19 protein-coding genes are annotated in these 20499 nt (G+C 63.3%); 16 read left to right on the forward strand and 3 right to left on the reverse strand.

What is annotated here, in order from left to right; translation table 11 throughout:
- Positions 1 to 8 precede the first annotated feature (8 nt).
- From J2X56_RS13450 to J2X56_RS13515, 14 genes are all read left to right on the forward strand, one after another.
- Entirely contained in the window at positions 9 to 1106 is a 1098-nt protein-coding gene (locus J2X56_RS13450) for a BMP family ABC transporter substrate-binding protein (protein ID WP_310160612.1), read from the forward strand.
- A 28-nt stretch (positions 1107 to 1134) separates the two neighbouring features.
- Positions 1135 to 2283 carry an ABC transporter permease gene (locus J2X56_RS13455; RefSeq protein ID WP_227022590.1) on the forward strand — a complete coding sequence of 383 codons (1149 nt, stop codon included), beginning with the start codon at positions 1135 to 1137 and terminating at the stop codon, positions 2281 to 2283.
- The gene (locus tag J2X56_RS13460) at positions 2276 to 3196 is read left to right on the forward strand and encodes an ABC transporter permease (RefSeq protein ID WP_034330120.1); all 921 of its coding nucleotides are present in this window, start codon (positions 2276 to 2278) and stop codon (positions 3194 to 3196) included. Before J2X56_RS13455 ends, J2X56_RS13460 begins: the two co-directional genes overlap by 8 nt.
- 24 nt (positions 3197 to 3220) lie before the next feature.
- Entirely contained in the window at positions 3221 to 3916 is a 696-nt protein-coding gene (locus J2X56_RS13465) for a cysteine hydrolase family protein (RefSeq protein ID WP_121038262.1), read from the forward strand.
- A 1-nt stretch (position 3917) separates the two neighbouring features.
- Positions 3918 to 5486, forward strand: a complete 1569-nt coding sequence (locus J2X56_RS13470) for an ABC transporter ATP-binding protein (protein ID WP_204725135.1) — start codon at positions 3918 to 3920, stop codon at positions 5484 to 5486.
- The gene (locus J2X56_RS13475) at positions 5483 to 6166 is read left to right on the forward strand and encodes a cysteine hydrolase family protein (protein WP_134134748.1); all 684 of its coding nucleotides are present in this window, start codon (positions 5483 to 5485) and stop codon (positions 6164 to 6166) included. The genes J2X56_RS13470 and J2X56_RS13475 overlap by 4 nt, the downstream gene beginning before the upstream one ends.
- Positions 6163 to 6540 (forward strand): oxalurate catabolism protein HpxZ, encoded by a 378-nt coding sequence (gene hpxZ, locus J2X56_RS13480; RefSeq protein ID WP_088755978.1) that lies wholly within the window; start codon positions 6163 to 6165, stop codon positions 6538 to 6540. The genes J2X56_RS13475 and hpxZ overlap by 4 nt, the downstream gene beginning before the upstream one ends.
- Before the next feature lie 34 nt (positions 6541 to 6574).
- A complete protein-coding gene (locus tag J2X56_RS13485; protein ID WP_134134747.1) occupies positions 6575 to 7276 on the forward strand; it encodes a GntR family transcriptional regulator in 702 nt (233 codons plus the stop codon).
- 184 nt (positions 7277 to 7460) lie between these two features.
- Positions 7461 to 8438: a bifunctional riboflavin kinase/FAD synthetase gene (locus tag J2X56_RS13490; RefSeq protein WP_310160613.1), complete on the forward strand. Its 978-nt coding sequence runs from the start codon at positions 7461 to 7463 to the stop codon at positions 8436 to 8438.
- A 137-nt stretch (positions 8439 to 8575) separates the two neighbouring features.
- Positions 8576 to 11470 carry an isoleucine--tRNA ligase gene (gene ileS / locus J2X56_RS13495; protein WP_310160614.1) on the forward strand — a complete coding sequence of 965 codons (2895 nt, stop codon included), beginning with the start codon at positions 8576 to 8578 and terminating at the stop codon, positions 11468 to 11470.
- A gap of 74 nt (positions 11471 to 11544) precedes the next feature.
- On the forward strand, positions 11545 to 12060 hold the full coding sequence (gene lspA / locus J2X56_RS13500; RefSeq protein WP_039788672.1) for a signal peptidase II: 516 nt from the start codon (positions 11545 to 11547) through the stop codon (positions 12058 to 12060).
- Positions 12061 to 12115: 55 nt separating this feature from the next.
- Entirely contained in the window at positions 12116 to 13312 is a 1197-nt protein-coding gene (coaBC, locus tag J2X56_RS13505; protein WP_121038247.1) for a bifunctional phosphopantothenoylcysteine decarboxylase/phosphopantothenate--cysteine ligase CoaBC, read from the forward strand.
- Positions 13313 to 13390: 78 nt separating this feature from the next.
- Positions 13391 to 13840, forward strand: coding sequence for a dUTP diphosphatase (gene dut, locus J2X56_RS13510; protein WP_034330145.1), 450 nt, complete (start codon positions 13391 to 13393; stop codon positions 13838 to 13840).
- 11 nt (positions 13841 to 13851) lie between these two features.
- Positions 13852 to 14943: a M48 family metallopeptidase gene (locus J2X56_RS13515; RefSeq protein WP_199725002.1), complete on the forward strand. Its 1092-nt coding sequence runs from the start codon at positions 13852 to 13854 to the stop codon at positions 14941 to 14943.
- Between the two features lie 143 nt (positions 14944 to 15086).
- Here J2X56_RS13515 and clpA read toward each other — a convergent pair whose 3' ends face one another.
- Positions 15087 to 17390 carry an ATP-dependent Clp protease ATP-binding subunit ClpA gene (gene clpA / locus J2X56_RS13520; protein ID WP_039788676.1) on the reverse strand — a complete coding sequence of 768 codons (2304 nt, stop codon included), beginning with the start codon at positions 17388 to 17390 and terminating at the stop codon, positions 15087 to 15089.
- Entirely contained in the window at positions 17387 to 17701 is a 315-nt protein-coding gene (clpS, locus tag J2X56_RS13525) for an ATP-dependent Clp protease adapter ClpS (protein ID WP_034330154.1), read from the reverse strand. The genes clpA and clpS overlap by 4 nt, the downstream gene beginning before the upstream one ends.
- A gap of 337 nt (positions 17702 to 18038) precedes the next feature.
- Between clpS and J2X56_RS13530 the strand changes: the two genes are divergently transcribed.
- Entirely contained in the window at positions 18039 to 18245 is a 207-nt protein-coding gene (locus J2X56_RS13530; RefSeq protein ID WP_006463169.1) for a cold-shock protein, read from the forward strand.
- Between the two features lie 178 nt (positions 18246 to 18423).
- On the opposite strand, the gene icd is transcribed toward J2X56_RS13530, so the two are convergent.
- Positions 18424 to 19680, reverse strand: a complete 1257-nt coding sequence (gene icd, locus J2X56_RS13535; protein ID WP_121038241.1) for an NADP-dependent isocitrate dehydrogenase — start codon at positions 19678 to 19680, stop codon at positions 18424 to 18426.
- A 236-nt stretch (positions 19681 to 19916) separates the two neighbouring features.
- Here icd and J2X56_RS13540 point away from each other — a divergent pair, with 236 nt between their 5' ends.
- On the forward strand, positions 19917 to 20477 hold the full coding sequence (locus J2X56_RS13540) for a pseudouridine synthase (RefSeq protein ID WP_209568601.1): 561 nt from the start codon (positions 19917 to 19919) through the stop codon (positions 20475 to 20477).
- The last annotated feature ends 22 nt before the right edge of the window (positions 20478 to 20499 follow it).

The following is a 20499-nucleotide window of genomic DNA, read 5'->3' on the forward strand; positions in this document are numbered from 1 at the left end:
GCAACAACATGCAAAACCGCCGCGATTTTCTGAAACTGTCCGGAGCTGCCGCACTGGGCGCTGCCTTCCCGCTGGAACTGCTGGCCGCAGGCCCGCTGACCGTCGGCTTCATCTACGTCGGCGCGCGCGACGACTTCGGCTACAACCAGTCGCATGCGCAGGCCGCCGCCATCATCAAGAAGCTCCCCGGCGTGAAAGTGATCGAGGAAGAAAAAGTGCCCGAGACCGTGGCCGTGCAAAAGACCATGGAAGCCATGATCCAGCAGGATGGCGCGACCCTGCTCTTCCCGACTTCCTTCGGCTACTTCGATCCGCACGTCCTCAAGATTGCAGAAAAATATCCCAAGGTGCGCATCGCCCACTGTGGCGGCCTGTGGACCGCCGGCAAGCATCCCATGAACGTGGGCAGCTTCTTCGGCTACATCGAAGAGTGCGAATACCTCTCGGGCGTGGTGGCCGGCCACATGAGCAAGAGCAAGAAGCTGGCCTTCATCGCCGCCAAGCCGATTCCGCAGGTCCTGCGCAACATCAACGCCTTCACCCTGGGCGCGCAGTCGGTCGATCCGTCCATCACCTGCCACGTCATCTTTACCGGTGACTGGTCGCTGCCGGTCAAGGAAGCCGAAGCCGCCAACAGCCTCATCGACCAGGGTTGCGATGTCATCACCTGTCACGTCGATGGTCCCAAGGTGATCGTGGAGACGGCCGAGAAGCGCGGCATCATGACCACCGGCTACCACGCCAGCCAGGCCTCGCTGGCGCCCAAGGGCTACCTCACCGGTGCCGAGTGGAACTGGGCCACGCCCTACACCGAGATCGTCAAGGCCACGCTGGAAGGCAAGCCGATGATCAACTTCCTGCGCGGTGGCCTGAAGGACGACTTCGTCAAGATGTCGCCCTATGGCGCAGCCGTCAGCGCACCGGCCAAGAAGAAGGCCGACGAGATCAAGGCGCAGATGCTGGCCGGCAAGTTCCAGATCTTCAAGGGACCGATCAAGGACAACAAGGGCAATACCGTGATCCCGGCCGGCACCACCCAGATCCAGACCGATGTGGCGCTGGAGAAGATGAATTACCTGGTGGCCGGCGTGGTCGGCCAGGTCTGATTGCTGACCCTTGATGCAGGACGGTCTCATGACATCCCTCCCCGCTCCCGGGGTGGCGGCTGCCGCCACCTCGCCCTGGCACCGCTTGCGCTCGGCGCTGCTCAACGGCAGCGCGCCGGCCCTGCCCACGCTGTGCGCGCTGGCCGGGACGCTGCTGCTGTTCGTGCTGTTCCTGCTGGTGCAGGGCAAGCCGGCGGGCGAGGCTTGCCTGCTGATCTTCCAGGGCGCCTTCGGCACCCTGTTCGCCTGGCAGAACACGCTGCAACGCGCCGCGCCCCTGCTGTTGACGGCGCTGTGCGTGGCCTTGCCGGCGCGGGTGGGCCTGATCGTCATCGGCGGGGAAGGTGCACTGGCGCTGGGCGGACTGGCGGCGGCGGTGATGCCGCAACTGCTGCCGGCCCTGCCTTCGCTGGTGATGCTGGCCGTCATGGCGCTGGCGGCGATGCTGGCCGGCGGGCTGTGGATCGCGCTGTGCGGCGGTCTGCGCCAGTGGCGCGGGGTCAATGAGACCATCTCCAGCCTGCTGTTGTCCTATCTCGCCGTGGCCGTCTTCAAGCATCTGGTCGAAGGACCGCTGCGCGATCCGGCCAGTCTGAACAAACCCTCTACCCTGCCCCTGCCCGATCCGTATCTGGTGGGTTCGCTGCCGGGACTGGAAGTGCATTGGGGCCTGGCCTGGGGTGCACTGGCCTGCGTGGCGGCCTGGGTGTTCCTGCGCCATAGCGTCTCCGGATTCGCCATGGGCGTGGTCGGCGGCAACGTCCGTACGGCGCGGCTGGTGGGCTTGCCGGTCAATCGGCTGATCCTGACGGCCTGCGCCCTCGGTGGTGCGGCAGCGGGACTGGCAGGCATGTTCGAAGTCAGTGCCGTGCAAGGCAGCGCCACCAGTGCGCTGCTGGCCGGTTACGGTTTCTCCGGCATCCTGGTGGCCTTTGCGGCGCGCCAGAATCCGCTGGCCATCATCGTCTGCGCGCTCGTCATCGGTGGCGTGGAAGCCAGCGGCAGCCTGCTGCAGCGGCGTCTGGACCTGCCGGACGCCACCACGCTGGTCCTGCAGGGCCTGCTGTTCTGCAACCTGCTGGCCTGGGAAGCCATTACCGGGCGCCTGTCCGCGCTCAAGCTGCGCTGGCAGCAACAGGCGCAAGTCATCCCCGCCAAGGAGGCCGGCCATGCATGACATCGATCTCACCACCCTGCTGCTGGCGCTCTTCGCGGGCGCAATCCGGGTGGGGACGCCCTTTCTCTTCGTCAGCCTGGGCGAATGCCTGACCGAAAAAGGCGGACGCGTGAACCTGGGCCTGGAAGGCATCCTGGTCTGCGGTGCCATGACCGGCTACGCGGCCTCCTTCTACAGCGGCTCGGCCTGGCTGGGCGTGCTGGCGGCGGGCTGCGCCGGACTCTTGCTGGGAGTGCTGCACGGCGTGGTGTGCTCGCTGCCGCGCGTCAACGACATCGCTTTCGGCATCGCGCTCATGCTGCTGGGGACGGGCCTGGCCTTCTTCCTAGGCAAACCCTTCATCCAGCCGCAGGCACCGATGCTGCCCTCAATCGATCTGGGTGCGTGGAGCAGCAATGACCGCCTGCACCATGCACTGCAGATCAATGCGCTGTTCTTCATCGGCGTGGCGCTTGCGCTGGTGCTGCAGTGGGGCCTGTCGGCCACGCGCTGGGGGCTGGCCTTGCGGCTGGTGGGCGACCATGCCGAGACCGCACGCGCGCTCGGTTACCGCCTCACCGGTACGCGCATTGCGGCCACGGCCGCAGGCGGCTTCCTGGCTGCCATCGGCGGCGCCTACCTGTCGCTCTACTACCCCGGCAGCTGGAATGAGGGACTTTCCAGCGGCCAGGGACTCATGGCCGTGGCGCTGGTGATCTTTGCGCGCTGGCAGCCGTGGCGCTGCCTGCTGGCCGCGCTGCTGTTCGGTGCCGCCGGTGCGCTGGGGCCGGCCTTGCAGGCGGTGGGCGTGACCTCCGGCTATTACCTCTTCAACGCGGCACCGTATGCGCTCACGCTCTTGATCATGATCCTCACCTGCCGGCCTGACCGCACGCTCTCGAGTGCGCCGGGCGAACTGAGCCTGACCCGATAAATCCACTTGCCCCAAGGAGAAACCATGTCCGAACGCTACATCCAGGCCGAACCCTATCCCTGGCCCTATGACGGTGCCCTGACCCCGGCCAATACCGCGCTCATCGTCATCGACATGCAGACCGACTTCTGCGGCATCGGTGGCTACGTCGACAAGATGGGCTATGACCTCTCGCTCACGCGCGCGCCCATCGAACCGATCAAGAAAGTGCTGGCCGCCATGCGTGCCGGCGGCTACACCATCATCCATACCCGCGAAGGCCATCGTCCCGATCTGTCCGACCTGCCGGCCAACAAGCGCTGGCGCTCGCGCCAGATCGGCACCAATGGCGTGGGCATCGGCGATGCCGGCCCCTGTGGCCGCATCCTGGTGCGCGGCGAACCGGGCTGGGAAATCATTCCCGAACTGGCCCCCATCGCCGGTGAGATCATCATCGACAAACCGGGCAAGGGCTCCTTCTGCGCCACCGACCTGGAAATGATCCTGCACACGCGCGGCATCCGCAACATCGTGCTCACCGGTATCACCACCGATGTCTGCGTGCATACCACCATGCGCGAAGCCAATGACCGCGGCTTCGAATGCGTGATGCTCTCGGATTGCTGTGGCGCGACTGACCACAACAACCACCTGGCGGCGCTGTCCATGATCAAGATGCAGGGTGGCGTGTTCGGCGCGGTCTCCGATGCGGCCGCACTGATCGATGTGATCGGGGCCTGACATGCATGCCCTGGAGCTGGAGATCATCAATGCCGGCAAATCCTTCGGCAGCTTTCGCGCGCTCGATGAGGTCTCGCTGAAGATCCGCGCCGGCACCATCCACGCGCTGCTGGGTGAAAACGGGGCGGGCAAGAGCACGCTGGTCAAGGGCCTGGTCGGCTACAGCCCGCTGGACCAGGGCAGCATCGTGGCCGACCGCCGCGAGGTGGAGATCCGCAGTGCGCGCGTGCCCAACCAGCTCGGCATCGGCATGGTCTACCAGCACTTCACGCTGGCCCCCAGCCTGACCGTGGCCGAGAACCTGCTGCTGGCACGCGGCGATCTTCCCTGGCGTATCCGCTGGCGCAGCGAGCGCGCTGTGCTGGAGGAGTTCATGGCGCGCATGCCCTTCAAACTCGGGCTGGAGCGCGCGGTGAGCAGCCTCTCCGCGGGCGAAAAGCAGAAACTGGAAATCCTCAAGCAGCTCTATCTGCGCCGCCGTTTCCTGATCCTCGATGAACCGACCTCGGTACTGACACCGCAGGAAGCCGACGAAGTGCTGGGACTCATGCATGCCCTCACCCGCCAGCAGGAACTGACGGTGCTGATGATCACCCACAAGTTCCACGAAGTGACTGCCTATGCGGACGATGTGACGGTGCTGCGCAAGGGTCGCCTGGTCGGCAGTGCCCGGGTTTCCGAGACGACGCCGGATGCCCTGGCGCACTGGATGATGGGCCACGCCCGCGCCGAGAAAACGCAGGTGGAGCGTCCCGCAGTGCCAGCAGACGCCAGCTTCGGGCTCGAAGTGAAGGAACTGACCGTCAACAACGACCGCGGCGTGGCTGCCGTGCGGGGCCTCTCGCTGCAAGTGAAGCGTGGTGAAATCGTGGGCCTGGCCGGCATCTCCGGCAATGGCCAGAAGGAACTGGTGGAAGCCCTGCTGGGCCAGCGTCGCCACCTGCTGGGCGAGATCCGGATCGAGGATGCGCCCTATGCCGCCACGCGTGAGGAGATGCGACGGCTGCGTGTCTTCGCGCTACCGGAAGAACCCTTGCGCAACGCCTGCATCGCAGGCATGAGCGTGGCCGAGAACATGGCGCTGCGCAATTTCGATGTCGCCCCCTTCAAGCGCAGCGGCTGGCGCGTCGACCGCAGCGCCATGAAGCGCCAGGCGCAATCCCTGATCGCGGCCTTCAACGTCAAGCCGCCCGCACCGGAACGCCCCATCGGCACGCTCTCCGGCGGCAACGTGCAGCGCGCCGTGCTGGCGCGTGAGCTCGGCGAAGAGGGCGATGCAGGCGCGGCCAATGTGCTCATCGTCGCCAATCCGGTCTTCGGACTGGACTTCGCCTCGGTGGCCGATATCCACGCACGTCTGCTGCAAGCGCGCGCACGCGGCGCGGCCGTGCTGCTGGTGAGCGAAGACCTGGACGAACTGCTGGAACTGTCCGACCGCATCCTGGTGATGACCGAGGGCCGCATCGTGCACGTGGCGCAGGACGTGGCCACGCAAGGAGCGGACCGCGCCGCCCTGGGCCGCTGGATGGCGGGTCACTCCGAACAATCACCCCACGCCGAGGCCGCATGATCCGTATCGACGCCTTCCCCTATCCCTATCAGTTCCATCCGCGCAGCACCGCGCTGGTGGTCATCGACATGCAGCGCGACTTCGTGGAAGAAGGCGGCTTCGGCAGTGCGCTGGGCAACGATGTGCGGCCCCTGGGCGCGATCGTGCCGACCGTGGCGGCCCTGCTGGCGCTGGCACGCCAGGCGCAGATGCTGGTGGTCCACACGCGTGAATCGCACCTGCCGGATCTCTCGGACTGCCCGCGCGCCAAGCGCCTGCGCGGCAACCCGGCGCTGGGCATCGGCGATGTCGGGCCGATGGGCCGGATCCTGGTGCGGGGCGAACCCGGCAACCAGATCCTGCCGCAGTTGGCTCCCCTGGATGGCGAGATCGTCATCGACAAACCGGGCAAGGGGGCCTTCTACGCCACCGACCTGCACGCACAATTGCAGGAGCGCGGCATCACTCACCTTCTGGTGGCCGGCGTCACTACGGAAGTGTGCGTGCAGACCTCGATGCGCGAGGCCAATGACCGCGGCTATGAATGCCTGGTGGTGGAAGATGCCTGCGCCAGTTACTTCCCTGAATTTCATCGCGCCACGCTGGAGATGCTGACCGCCCAGGGCGGCATCGTCGGCTGGCGCACGCCGCTGGCGCAGCTGCACAGCGCCGTGGCCGCCTATACCGGAGAAACGCCATGATGCAAGTGAACCTGCCCCACGTGGTGGCCGAGGTCGAACAAGCGTTTACGGATTACGAATACGCCCTGCTCATCAACGACATCCCGGCCCTCGACCGCTGGTTCTGGTATGCCCCCGAAACGGTGCGCTACGGCGTGGGCGAAGTGCTGCTGGGCGGCGAGGCGATCCGCCAGTACCGCAAGACCTGCACCCCGGTGCCGGCCTCGCGCAAGCTGCATCGCACCGTTGTCACCACCTTCGGCAGCGACTATGCTACGGTCTCCACCGAATTCACCGACCATACGTCCGATCGTATCGGCCGCCAGATGCAGACCTGGGTGCGCATGGACGAAGGCTGGCGCATCGTCGCCGCCCATGTCAGCCTGATGGCATGAGTCCGCAGCCCCCTCGAACCAGAATGCCCGCACCATGACCGTCACCGTCGCCAACCCGCTCGCCGAACAGGTCTATCACCGGATCAAGGACGACATCTTCAATTTCCGCCTGCTGCCCGGGGACAATTTCACCGAGACCGAGATGGCCCAGCGCCAGGGCGTCTCGCGCACGCCCTTGCGGGATGCGCTGTTCAGGCTGCAGCGCGAGGGCTATCTGGAAGTGGGATTCCGGCGTGGCTGGAAGGTCTGCCCGATCGACTTCGACCGCCTCGACAATCTCTATGACCTGCGCATCGTGCTGGAGATGGCCGCGCTGGAGAAACTCTGCAGCCAGCAGGAGCCGACGGCAGAACTGGAGCAGTTGAACGCCATCTGGCTGGCCGAACCCGAAGCGCGCCATACCGATGCCGTCAAGGTGGCGGAGCTGGACGAAGCCTTCCACACCAACCTGGTGGCCGCCGCCGGCAATGTGGAGATGACCCGGGTCCATACCGAGGTGACGGAAAAGATCCGCATCGTGCGTCGCCTGGACTTCCTCAAGAAGAAGCGCATCGAAGCCACCTACGAGGAACACGGCAAGATCCTGCAACTGATCGCCAAGCGCAAGGCCACCGAAGCGCAGATCCTGCTGCGCGCCCATATCACCCAGAGCAAGCTGGAAGTCAGAAAGATCACCATCTGGATGCTGGCCGAGGCACGCCAGCTCCAGGAGCCCGAAGCGGCGCTGGCCCGCTGACGCTGCCGGGAAGAAACTTTCATATGAAAGTTTGTCAACATTTCCCTGATGAAATATGAAAAACTGCGCTGCCTGTCCGCTTCAGGCGGCTTGATCCGTGCCAAGCCGCCACCAAATCAAGGAAAGCCTCCGAAACCATTTATAATGGAAGGCTTTTGCAACAGCGCATCTTTCCAGCGGCTCAATGAAGGTATTTCGCGGACTTCCCACAGCCGAATCGCGCGCCCCGTGCGCGCTGACCATCGGCAATTTCGACGGCGTGCATCTGGGCCACCAGGCTCTCTTGGCGCGCGTGCGCGAGGCCGCCGCCAACCTGGGGCTGGACGCGGCGGTGATGACTTTCGAGCCGCATCCGCGTGAATTCTTCGCCCAGCTGGCCGGCACCCCCGAACGCGCCCCGGCGCGCATCGCCAACCTGCGCGACAAGCTTGAAGCGCTCTCCAACTCCGGCATCGACCGCGTGGTGGTGGAGCATTTCGGCAGCCATTTCGCCGCCCTCTCCCCGCAGGACTTCATCGAGAAGATCCTGGTGCAGGGCCTGCACGTGCGCTGGCTGATGGTCGGTGACGACTTCTGCTTCGGCGCGCGCCGCGCCGGCACGCTCGATACCCTGATCGCGGCCGGCAAGCAGTATGGCTTCGAGGTCCATGCCCTGCCCACGGTGACCAATGCCGGTGTGCGCATCTCCTCTTCGGCCGTGCGCGCGGCGCTGGCCGAGGGCGATTTCACCCTGTCGCAGCAGTTGCTGGGCCATCCCTATGCCATCAGCGGCCGGGTCGTGCACGGCAAGAAACTGGGGCGCACCATCGGTTTCCCGACGCTGAACATGCGCGTGGGCCACAAGCGTCCGGCGCTTTCGGGCATCTTCGTAGTGCAGGTGCACGGACTGGCCGAGCACCCCTTGCCGGCCGTGGCCAGCCTGGGCGTGCGCCCGACGGTGGACGACAGCGGCCGGGTGCTGCTGGAAACGCACCTGCTCGATTTCAAGGGCGATTGCTACGGCAAGCTGGTGCGGGTGGAATTCCTCAAGAAGCTGCGCGACGAAGAAAAGTATGTCGACCTGCCCACGCTGACCACGGCCATTGCCCGTGACGTGGACAATGCCCGCGCCTGGTTCCGTGAAAACGCCGGCTTCGCCGTCTCGGCCACCGACCGAATTTGAACGCTGGGCGGTTGCCGGAGCCCCGCTCCCGCAGCTGTCCAGCCGCCCCATCCTGCATCCTGCCTGCCGCAACGCGCCCTGCTTGTGACGCCTTGCCGGGCCCCCGGAATCAACCTGCATTCAACGAAAGCTTTGTCATGTCCAACAACGAATCCTCCGCCAAGCCCGGCAAACCGGAAAAAGCCGGCAAGGCCCCCTCCAAGTATCCGGTCAACATGACCGAAACCGGCTTCCCGATGCGCGGCGACCTCGCCAAACGCGAGCCGCAGTGGGTCAAGGAATGGCAGGAAAAGAAGGTCTACGAGCGCATCCGCAAGGCCTCGGCCGGCCGCCCGAAATTCATCCTGCATGACGGCCCGCCGTATGCCAACGGTGACATCCACATCGGCCACGCCGTCAACAAGATCCTGAAGGACATGATCGTCAAGGCCCGCAACATGGCCGGCTTCGACGCCCAATACGTGCCGGGCTGGGATTGCCACGGCATGCCCATCGAGATCCAGATCGAAAAGCAGTTCGGCAAGAACCTGCCGGTGGCCGAAGTGCAAGCCAAGGCGCGCGCCTACGCGGGTGAGCAGATCGAACGCCAGAAGGCCGACTTCATCCGCCTGGGCGTGCTCGGCGAGTGGGACAACCCCTACAAGACCATGAACTTCTCCAACGAAGCCGACGAGCTGCGCGCGCTCGGCACGATCCTGGAGAAGGGTTACGTCTATCGCGGCCTGAAGCCCGTGAACTGGTGCTTCGACTGCGGCTCGGCGCTGGCCGAAGCTGAAGTGGAATACCAGGACAAGCGCGACCCGGCCATCGATGTCGGCTTCCCCTTTGCCGAACACGACAAGATCGCCACCGCCTTCGGCCTGGCCGACCTGCCGACCCGCAACGGCTACATCGTCATCTGGACCACCACGCCCTGGACCATCCCGTCCAACCAGGCGTTGAACGTCCATCCGGAATTCGAGTACGCGCTGGTCGAGACCAGCCGCAACGGCGAAGCCACCTTGCTGATCCTGGCCAAGGACCTGGTGGAATCCTGCCTGCAGCGCTTCGGCCTGGAAGGCAAGATCATCGCCACCACCACCGGCGAGAAGCTGTCCCTGATCCGCTTCCATCATCCGCTGGCCAAGGCCGATGCCGGCTATGACCGCCTGTCGCCGATCTACCTGGGTGAATACGTGACCGCCGACAGCGGTACCGGCATCGTGCACTCGGCACCGGCCTACGGTATCGAAGACTTCATCTCCTGCAAGGCGCATGGGATGAAGGACGACGACATCCTCAACCCGGTCATGGGCGATGGCCGCTATGCCTCCTGGCTGCCGCTGTTTGCCGGCCTGACCATCTGGGAAGCCTCCAAGCCCATCTGCGGCAAGCTGGAAGAAGTGGGTTCGCTGTTCAAGCTGGTCATGTTCGACCACAGCTACATGCACTGCTGGCGCCACAAGACCCCCATCGTCTATCGCGCCACCTCGCAGTGGTTCGCCAGCATGGACAACACGCCCAAGGACGGCGGCCCCAGCCTGCGCCAGACCGCGCTGCAAGGCATCGAGGACACCGCCTTCTTCCCCGGCTGGGGCAAGGCGCGCCTGCACGGCATGATCGCCAACCGTCCGGACTGGACCCTGTCGCGCCAGCGCCAGTGGGGCGTGCCCATGGCCTTCTTCGTGCACAAGGAAACGGGCGAACTGCATCCGCGTACGCCGGAGCTGATCGAGCAGGTCGCCCAACGCATCGAGAAGAGCGGCATCGAAGCCTGGCAGGCCCTGGATCCCAAGGAATTGCTGGGTAACGAAGCCGAGCACTACCTCAAGAACCGCGACACGCTGGACGTCTGGTTCGATTCCGGTACCACCCACCAGACCGTGCTGCGCGGCTCGCACGCACAGCAGTCGCAGTTCCCGGCCGACCTCTACCTGGAAGGCTCGGACCAGCATCGCGGCTGGTTCCACTCGTCGCTGCTGACCTCGTCGATGCTCAATGGCCGCGCGCCCTACAAGGCCCTGCTCACGCACGGCTTCGTGGTCGATGGCGAGGGCAAGAAGATGTCCAAGTCCAAGGGCAACGTGGTCGCGCCGCAGAAGGTCTCGGATTCGCTGGGCGCGGAAATCCTGCGCCTGTGGGTGGCCTCGACCGACTATTCGGGCGAGCTGTCGATCTCGGACGAGATCCTCAAGCGCGTGGTGGAAGCCTACCGCCGCATCCGCAACACCCTGCGCTTCCTGCTGGCCAACACCTCCGACTTCGATCCTGCACAACACGCCGTGCCGGTGGCCGAGATGCTGGAAATCGACCGCTATGCGATCGCCAACATGGCGCGCCTGCAGGCGGAGGTGCTGGCGCACTTCGAGACCTATGAATTCCACCCGGTGGTGGCCAAGCTGCAGATGTACTGCTCGGAAGACCTGGGCGGCTTCTACCTGGATATCCTGAAGGACCGCCTCTACACCAGCGGCGTGGAGTCGGCCGCACGCCGCTCGGCCCAGACCGCCGTGTGGCACATCACGCAGTCGCTGTTGCGCCTGATGGCACCGATCCTGTCCTTCACGGCCGAAGAAGCCTGGCGCTTCTTTGCCGGCAAGGACGCCTTCGAGGCCAGCGGCGAAACCATCTTCTCGCAGGTCTATTACGCCCTGCCGGAAGTGGCCGATGCACAGGCCCTGCTGGACAAGTTCGCGGTGCTGCACGAAGTGCGCGCAGCGGTCACCAAGCAGCTGGAAGAAGTGCGTATCGCCGGCAGCATCGGTTCCTCCCTGCAGGCGGAAGTGGAACTGAAGGTCGCCGGCGACAAGGCGGCCCTGCTGGAAAGCCTGGGCGATGACCTGAAGTTCGTCCTCATCACCTCGGCTGCCCGCGTCACCCCGGTGGCCACGGTGGAAGAGGAAGCGGTGGTGGTCACGCCGTCGGCGCATCAGAAATGTGAACGTTGCTGGCACTATCGCGCCGATGTCGGGTCTCATGCCGATCATCCGGGCCTGTGCGGTCGCTGCTACAGCAACCTGTTCGGCCAGGGCGAAAAGCGCCTGTTCGCCTGATCCGGGCGGGACGGCCTTGCTAGCGGCCCGCTGCACTTGAATGCAGCGGGCCGTCCACTCCAACAAGAACATCCATGGCAACCAAAAAGCGCTCCTCCTCTTCCGGTTCTTCGTCCACCACCCAAGGGCTCTTGCCCTGGCTGGGCATCGCCACCATCGTGCTGCTGCTGGACCAGCTCACCAAGATCACTATCCTGAAACTGTTCCACTATGGCGAGTCGGTGCCGGTGACCGGTTTCTTCAACCTGGTGCTGGTCTACAACAAGGGCGCGGCCTTCAGTTTCCTGGCCGCCAGCGGTGGCTGGCAGCGTTATCTGTTCACCGCCATCGGCATCGGTGCGGCGGTGTTCATCATCCACCTGCTGCGCAAGCATCCCGGCCAACGCATGTTCTGCTGGGCCCTGGCCCTGATCCTGGGTGGCGCGATCGGCAACGTGATCGACCGCGTGGTGTATGGCCACGTGATCGACTTCCTCGACGTCTACGTCGGCAACTGGCACTGGCCGGCCTTCAACCTGGCCGATAGTGCGATCTGCGTGGGTGCGGTATTGTTCGTCGTGGACGAACTGCGCCGCGTCTCCAAGAAGTAAGGCAAGTCCGCAAGTCTGAACACGCCTGCGGTACGCCGCATTCCAGGAGCAAACAATGGATCTGGCTGGCAAGAAAATCGTATTGGGCCTGACCGGCGGCGTGGCCTGCTACAAGGCCGCCATGCTGGCGCGCGAACTGGGCCGCACCGGTGCCACGGTGCACGTGGTGATGACCGAGGCGGCCACGCACTTCATGACCGCCGTCACCATGCAGGCCCTGACCGGCAACCCGGTCTATACCGACCAATGGGATGCGCGCATGGACAACAACATGCCGCACATCAATCTCACCCGCGATGCCGATGCGGTGGTCATCGTGCCCTGCTCCACAGACTTTATCGCCAAGCTGGCCCACGGGCATTGCGACGACCTGCTCTCGACCCTGTGCGTGGCGCGTCCGGCGCGGGTACCACTGATGGTGGCCCCGGCCATGAACGTGGAGATGTGGCAGAACCCGGCCACCCAGCGCAACGTGCGCCAGATCCGCGACGACGGCATCCTGCTGCTGGGCCCGGATGCGGGCGCGCAAGCCTGTGGCGAAGTCGGCGAAGGCCGCATGCTGGAGCCGGCGCAATTGCTGGAGGAGATCGTCGCGGCCTTCCAGCCCAAGCTGCTGGCGGGCCGCCGCGTGCTGCTGACGGCCGGGCCGACCTTCGAGCCCATCGATCCGGTGCGCGGCATCACCAATCTGTCTTCCGGCAAGATGGGCTACGCGATTGCGCGTGCTGCCCGCGAAGCGGGTGCGGAAGTCACCCTGGTCTCCGGCCCGACGGCGCTGGAGACGCCTTATGGCGTGCAGCGCGTGGATGTGCAGACGGCCCTGCAGATGCATGAGGCGGTATTAGCCCATGTGAAGGAAAAAGACCTGTTCGTCGCCGTTGCGGCCGTCGCTGACTGGCGCGTGGCCAATGCCAGCGAGCAGAAACTGAAGAAACAGGACGAAAACGATACCCCGCAACTGGAATTCGTCCAGAATCCCGACATCCTGGCCACCGTTGCCGCCCTGCCCCAGCGTCCCTACTGCGTGGGCTTTGCGGCCGAATCGGAGAACCTGGAGCAATACGGCGCGGCCAAGCGCATCCGCAAGAACATTCCGCTGCTGGTCGGCAATATCGGCCACCAGACCTTTGGCCGCGATGACAACGCGCTCATGCTGTTCGACGCCCAGGGCCACAGCGCCCTGCCCCGTGCGGACAAGCAGACCCTGGCCCGCCAGCTGGTACGCGAGATCGCGCGCCGCATGGCGGCCTGACGGTGCACGGCCCGCCTCTTGCGGGCCGTGTCTTTTGTACGTTTCCGTACGTTTTGTATTTGAATCCGATTACGCATCATGAAGACCATCGACATCAAGATCCTCGACCCCCGCATGAAAGACCAACTGCCTGCCTACGCCACCCCTGGCAGCGCCGGCCTGGACCTGCGGGCCTGCATCGATGCGCCGCTGACCCTGGCGCCGGGTTCCACGCACCTGATCCCGACCGGACTGGCGATCCACCTGGCCGATCCGAATTACGCGGCCGTGATCCTGCCGCGCAGCGGCATGGGGCACAAGCATGGGATCGTGCTGGGCAACCTGGTCGGGCTGATCGATTCGGATTACCAGGGCCAGTTGATGATCTCGACGTGGAACCGCGGCAGTACCGAGTTTGTCCTAAACCCCATGGAACGCCTGGCGCAGCTGGTGATCGTGCCGGTACTGCAGGTCGGCTTCAATGTGGTAGATGAATTCGACAGCAGCGAACGCGGCGCCGGTGGTTTCGGCAGCACAGGCAAACACTGATGGAGAACCGCATGCTCGTATCCCCCCTGCCCCAGTGGCAGAAACTGAAAACCCTCGCCGTCCTGGCCCCGCTGGCCTTCCTGGCCGCCTGCGCCACCCAGGAACCCGGTCCGGTCACCACCACGCCGTCCAAACCGGTGACCACGACGACCCAGGCCCCGCGCCCGGTGGCCGACAATCCCCAGCAAGCACAATTGCGCGAACTGATCGCGCAGCAGGACCGGCTCTACCGCGTCGCTGCACCGCTGTTGACCAGCAACGCCCAGCTCTGCCGTGGCAATGCCCGCAACCTGCTGGGCTTCACCGCCAAGAACCGTTATTCCTTCCCCATCGAATATGCAGAAACCGCGCGTAGCCTGGGCTACGACGACCGCCTGCAGGTCACCGGCGTGCTGCCCGGCAGCGGTGCTGCCCAGGCTGGCATCCAGCGGGGCGACTTCCTGATCTCGGTGGCAGGCAAGCCGATGCCGCAAGGCACCGATGCCGAACGCCAGGCCGCCGTGCTGCTGAGTCCGCTGGTGGTCAAGAAGGCCCCGATTGCGCTGGGCGTGCAGCGCAACGGCCAGAACACCACCGTCAATGTGCCGCTGACCTTCGCCTGCGCCTTCAGCATCGAGCTGGGCAATGCCGACAACGTCAACACCTATGCCGATGGCCGCCGCGTGCTCATTACCCGCGGCATGCTCAAGTTCACCCAGTCCGATGATGAACTGGCCTACCTGATCGCCAAGGAGATGGCGCACAATATCCTCGGCCACGCCATCCGCCAGCGCATGGTCTCGACGATTGCCGAAGTGATCGACAACCTGCTGCTGCCACATCCGGACCCGACCACCACGGCCGGCACTGCCGGCATCCGCGTCTATCCGCAAGACCTGGATGCAGCTGCCGATACGCTCTCGCTGTACCTGCTGGCGCGCGCCGGCTACAGCATCGACAACGTGCCGGCGTTCTGGAAGCGCCTGGCCGACCAGTATCCGGCCAGCGTGCCCAACGGCTACACGGCGCTGCATCCGGCTACCGCTTATCGCCTCTCGATGATCGACAAGGTCACGCAAATCGTGAAGGCAAAGCAGGAGGCGGGCAAGCCGCTGGTGCCGTAAATGCGGTGATATGAAGTAGTTGAAGTGAAGACGGCGCGGTGAAAACCGCGCCGTTTTTGTTTGCATAATGAAAGTGAAGCAAGCTGCAAAACAAAAGGCCACGCCGGTTTCCCGACGTGGCCTTGATGGCTTGCTTGATGCGCTTATTCGACTTCGAGCTTCTCTTGCGGCTCTTCCGGCGGGGACGAATCGTCGCCCTCGGGGAAGTCCAGCTTGATCTGCTCCTTGTCGTCCATCTCCACCGTCACGCGGCCACCGCTGACCAGCTTGCCGAACAGCAGTTCGTCGGCCAGCGCCTTGCGGATCAGGTCCTGGATCAGGCGCGACATCGGGCGTGCCCCCATCAACGGATCGAAGCCCTTCTTGCCCAGGAACTTGCGCAGATTGTCCGAGAAGACGGCTTCCACCTTCTTTTCGTGCAGCTGCTCTTCCAGTTGCATCAGGAACTTGTCGACCACGCGCAGGATGATTTCCTCGTCCAGTGGGCGGAAGCTGATGATGGCATCCAGACGGTTGCGGAACTCCGGGGTGAACATGCGCTTGATGTCCGCCATTTCGTCGCCGGCTTCCTTCTTCTCGGTGAAGCCGATGGTGCGCTTCTGCAGGCTCTCGGCCCCCGCGTTGGTGGTCATGATGATGATCACGTTGCGGAAGTCGGTCTTGCGGCCGTTGTTGTCGGTCAGCGTGCCATGGTCCATCACCTGCAACAGAATGTTGAAGATGTCGGGGTGCGCTTTTTCGATTTCATCCAGCAGCAGCACGGCGTGCGGCTTCTTGTTGACGGCCTCGGTCAGCAGGCCGCCCTGGTCGAAACCGACATAGCCCGGGGGCGCGCCGATCAGGCGGCTCACGGCATGGCGCTCCATGTATTCGGACATGTCGAACCGTACCAGCTCGATGCCGAGGATGAAGGCCAGTTGCTTGGCCACTTCGGTCTTGCCCACGCCGGTCGGACCGGAGAACAGGAAGGAGCCGATCGGCTTGTCGGTCTTGCCCAAGCCGGCACGTGCCATCTTGATGGCCGAGGCCAGTGCTTCGATGGCCGGATCCTGCCCGAACACAACGTTCTTCAGGTCGCGATCGATGGTCTGCAGCTTGGCGCGATCATCCTGGTTCACGGACTGCGGCGGGATACGGGCGATCTTCGAAATGATTTCCTCGATTTCCGGCTTGCCGATGGTCTTCTTCTGCTTGGACTTGGGCAGGATGCGCTGGGCAGCACCGGCTTCGTCGATCACGTCGATGGCCTTGTCGGGCAGGTGACGGTCATTGATGAAGCGCGCCGCCAGTTCCGCAGCCGAAGTCAGGGCCGAAGCAGAATACTTCACGCCGTGGTGTTCCTCGAACTTTGACTTCAGGCCGCGCAGGATCTGCACGGTCTGCTCCACGGTCGGTTCGTTCACATCGATCTTCTGGAAGCGACGCGACAGCGCGTGGTCCTTCTCGAAGACGCCACGGAATTCGGTGTAGGTGGTCGCGCCGATGCACTTCAACTGGCCGCTCGACAGCGCAGGCTTCAACAGGTTGGACGCATCCAGCGTACCGCCCGACGCCGAACCCGCACCGATGATGGTGTGGATTTCGTCGATGAAGAGAATGCCGTTGGGGCTGTCCTTCAATTGCTTCAACACGGCCTTCAGGCGCTGCTCGAAATCGCCACGGTACTTGGTACCGGCCAGCAGCGCGCCCATGTCCAGCGAATAGACGACGGCATTCTTCAGTATCTCGGGCACATCGCCTTGCGTCACGCGCCAGGCCAGGCCTTCGGCGATGGCGGTCTTGCCGACACCGGCTTCACCCACCAGCAGCGGATTGTTCTTGCGGCGGCGGCACAGGGTCTGGATGACGCGCTCGACCTCGGAATCGCGGCCGATCAGCGGATCGATCTTGCCCTCGGCGGCCGCCTTGTTCAGGTTCTGGGTGAACTGGTCCAGCGGGCTTTCCTTCTGCTGGCCTTCGGCTTGCACGTCTTCCGCGCCTTCCGGGGCCTTCTGCGGATCAGCCTGCTGATCCTTGCGCACGCCGTGCGAGATGAAGTTGACCACGTCCAGACGGGTCACGCCCTGCTGGTGCAGGTAGTAGACCGCGTGCGAATCCTTCTCGCCGAAGATGGCCACCAGCACGTTGGCGCCGGTGACTTCCTTCTTGCCGTTGGAGGCCGACTGCACGTGCATGATGGCGCGCTGGATGACGCGCTGGAAGCCCAGCGTGGGCTGGGTATCCACCTCATTGGTGCCGGGGACCGTGGGCGTGTTGTCGGTGATGAAATTGGTCAGCGTCTTGCGCAGATCATCAATGTTCACCGAGCAGGCGCGCAGCACTTCGGCCGCCGAAGGATTGTCCAGCAGCGCGAGCAGCAAGTGTTCCACGGTAATGAATTCATGACGCGATTGTCTGGCTTCGACAAAGGCCATGTGCAAACTGACTTCGAGTTCCTGCGCAATCATGCTTCCTCCATCACGCATTGCAGGGGGTGCCCTGCTTTTCGAGCGTGGGTTAAAACGAGTTCCACTTTTGTGGATGCGATATCTTTGGGATACACACCACACATTCCCTTCCCATCGCGGTGAACCTTGAGCATGATCTGCGTCGCGGTTTCACGGTCCTTGTTGAAGTACTGCTGGATGACTGCGACGACGAATTCCATCGGCGTATAGTCATCGTTCAACAATAAAACCTGGTACATCGGGGGCGGCTTGAGTTTTGCCTCCTGCCGTTCCAGGACTGTACCGCCATCATTTTCGTGCTTGGTTGCCATGCGTTTATTCGACCATCAAAGCTGTGCAACGCACAATGATCACGTAACCTCTAGATGAGATAGATATTACTTGTTTTCCGGACCTTGCGCAGATGACGATGATTTATCCTAAATCAAGGGTTTCTTTCCCCATCGCTCAAACAGGGCCACAAAGCGGAACGTGAAAACTGCTTGACTTTTGGATTTCGACCGAGAACAATGGAATTCATTGATTAGTAGTTACTAAATGTAACAACTCATCGATACGATAGGGGGCAGGTTTAAGGGGGGCTGCGTGACGCGCGATGCTTCTTGCTTTGACGGCTCGTGTGAATAGTTAATTTTGAAAGATGCTTTTATGGCAACAGGTACTGTCAAGTGGTTCAATGATTCCAAAGGCTTTGGCTTTATCACTCCGGATGACGGCGGCGAAGATCTGTTCGCTCACTTCTCCGCAATCCAGATGAACGGCTTCAAGACCCTGAAAGAAGGTCAAAAAGTCCAGTTTGACGTTACGCAAGGCCCCAAAGGCAAGCAAGCTTCGAACATCCAGAACGCCGCTTAAACCCCGGTTTCTCTAAAAGCCCCGCTCTTGCGGGGCTTTTTTCATTGGGGCGCCGCCATTGCTGCGCCCGCAATGACTACGTAACCGAAATGCAAACAGCCAGGCAGATGCCTGGCTGAGTGTTGTTTTTTCATCATTGATTTGCGGCAAATCACGCTGCAGAAGCAGTCCGTCCGGCTTACATGTTTTCGATCAGCGCTTCACCGAAACCGGAGCAGGAAACCTGCGTCGCCCCTTCCAGCAAACGCGCGAAATCATAGGTCACGCGCTTGGCCGAGACTGACTTCTGCATGGCCGTGATGATGAGATCCGCGGCCTCGATCCAGCCCATGTGGCGCAGCATCATTTCTGCCGAAAGAATACTGGAACCGGGGTTCACATAATCCTTGCCGGCATACTTCGGTGCGGTGCCGTGGGTGGCTTCGAACACGGCCACCGAATCGGACATGTTGGCGCCCGGAGCAATGCCGATACCGCCGACCTGAGCCGCCACGGCGTCCGAAATGTAGTCGCCGTTCAGGTTCATGGTGGCGATGACACTGTATTCCGCCGGGCGCATCAGCACCTGCTGGAAGAAGGCATCGGTGATGGCATCCTTGATGACGATCTGGCGGCCGGTCTTGGGGTTCTTCAGGCGCATCCACGGGCCGTCGTCGATCAGTTCGGCCCCGAATTCGCGGCCGGCCAGCGCATAACCCCAGTCACGGAAAGCACCCTCGGTGTACTTCATGATGTTGCCCTTGTGGACCAGCGTCACCGAAGGCTTGTCGTGGTCGATGGCGTACTGGATGGCCTTGCGCACCAGTCGCTCCGTACCTTCGCGCGAGACCGGCTTGATGCCCAGCGCCGAGGTCTCAGGGAAGCGCAGCTTCTTGACCCCCATCTCGCGCGTGAGCAGCTCGATCAGTTTCTTCACTTCCGGGGTACCGGCCTGCCATTCAATACCGGCGTAGATGTCTTCGGAGTTCTCGCGGAAGATCACCATGTCGGTCTTCTCGGGCTCCTTCAGCGGCGAGGGCACGCCTTTGAAGTAGCGCACCGGACGCAGGCAGACATAGAGGTCCAGCTGCTGGCGCATGGTCACGTTCAAGGAACGGATGCCGCCCCCGACCGGCGTGGACAGCGGCCCCTTGATCGAGACCAGATACTCCTTGAGCACGTCCAGTGTCTCCTCGGGCAGCCAGGTATCGGCACCGTAGAGCTTGGTCGACTTCTCGCCCGCATAGATTTCCATCCAGTGGATCTTGCGCGCACCGCCGTAGGCCTTCTCCACCGCGGCATCGACCACCTTGAGCATCACCGGCGTGACGTCCACGCCCACGCCATCGCCCATGATGAAAGGAATGATGGGGTTGTTGGGGACATTGAGAGTGTCATCGGCATTGGCGGTGATCTTGCACCCTTCTGCAGGCACTTGGATATGTTGGTACGACATCGTGGTCTCCGACGGTTGAGGCGGTAGCGTTGGGAAGCATCAGCGGCAAAGCCCATGCACATCGGCAAGGACCTTGCATGAATTGCCATACAAGCGGGGAATTTTAAGAGATTTCCGGATTTTCAGCCGGAAAAATTCCGGATTGCAATCAGCAGGTCTTATATAAGACACATGACTTGCCTGATTGATTATGCATCAGGATTTTACGCAAGGCCATCTTTTTGCGACACTAGCGCATGCCTTTGATCCTCTTCAACAAACCCTTCGGCGTGATGAGCCAGTTCTCCGCCCATCCCGAGCGCCAGACGCTGGCCGATTACCTCGACCTTCCCGACATCTACCCTGCAGGCCGTCTCGATGCCGACAGTGAAGGCCTGCTTCTGCTCACCGATGACGGCAAGCTGCAGCACGCCATCGCCCATCCGCGCCGCAAGCAGCCCAAGACCTACCTGGCACAGGTGGAAGGCCTGGCCACGCCGGAGGCGCTGCAGCGCCTGCGCGATCCGCTGGACCTGGGCGACTTCGTCACCCAACCCGGAGAGGCCCGCTTGATCCAGGAGCCGGCCTGGATGTGGCCGCGCACCCCGCCCATCCGCCAGCGTGCCAACCAGCCCACCAGCTGGATCGCCCTGACCATCAGCGAAGGCAAGAACCGCCAGGTGCGCCGCATGACGGCGGCCGTGGGCCTGCCGACGCTGCGACTGGTACGCATCGCCATCGGCCCGTTCTCGCTGGCGACCCATCCTGTGATGCCCGGCGAATGGCGCGAAGTCGATCCACAGGAACTGGATGCCTGACCGCTGCGTGAACAATCTGACA

This window comes from Herbaspirillum sp. 1173 (genome assembly GCF_031455335.1).
Lineage (GTDB): Bacteria > Pseudomonadota > Gammaproteobacteria > Burkholderiales > Burkholderiaceae_D > Herbaspirillum > Herbaspirillum huttiense.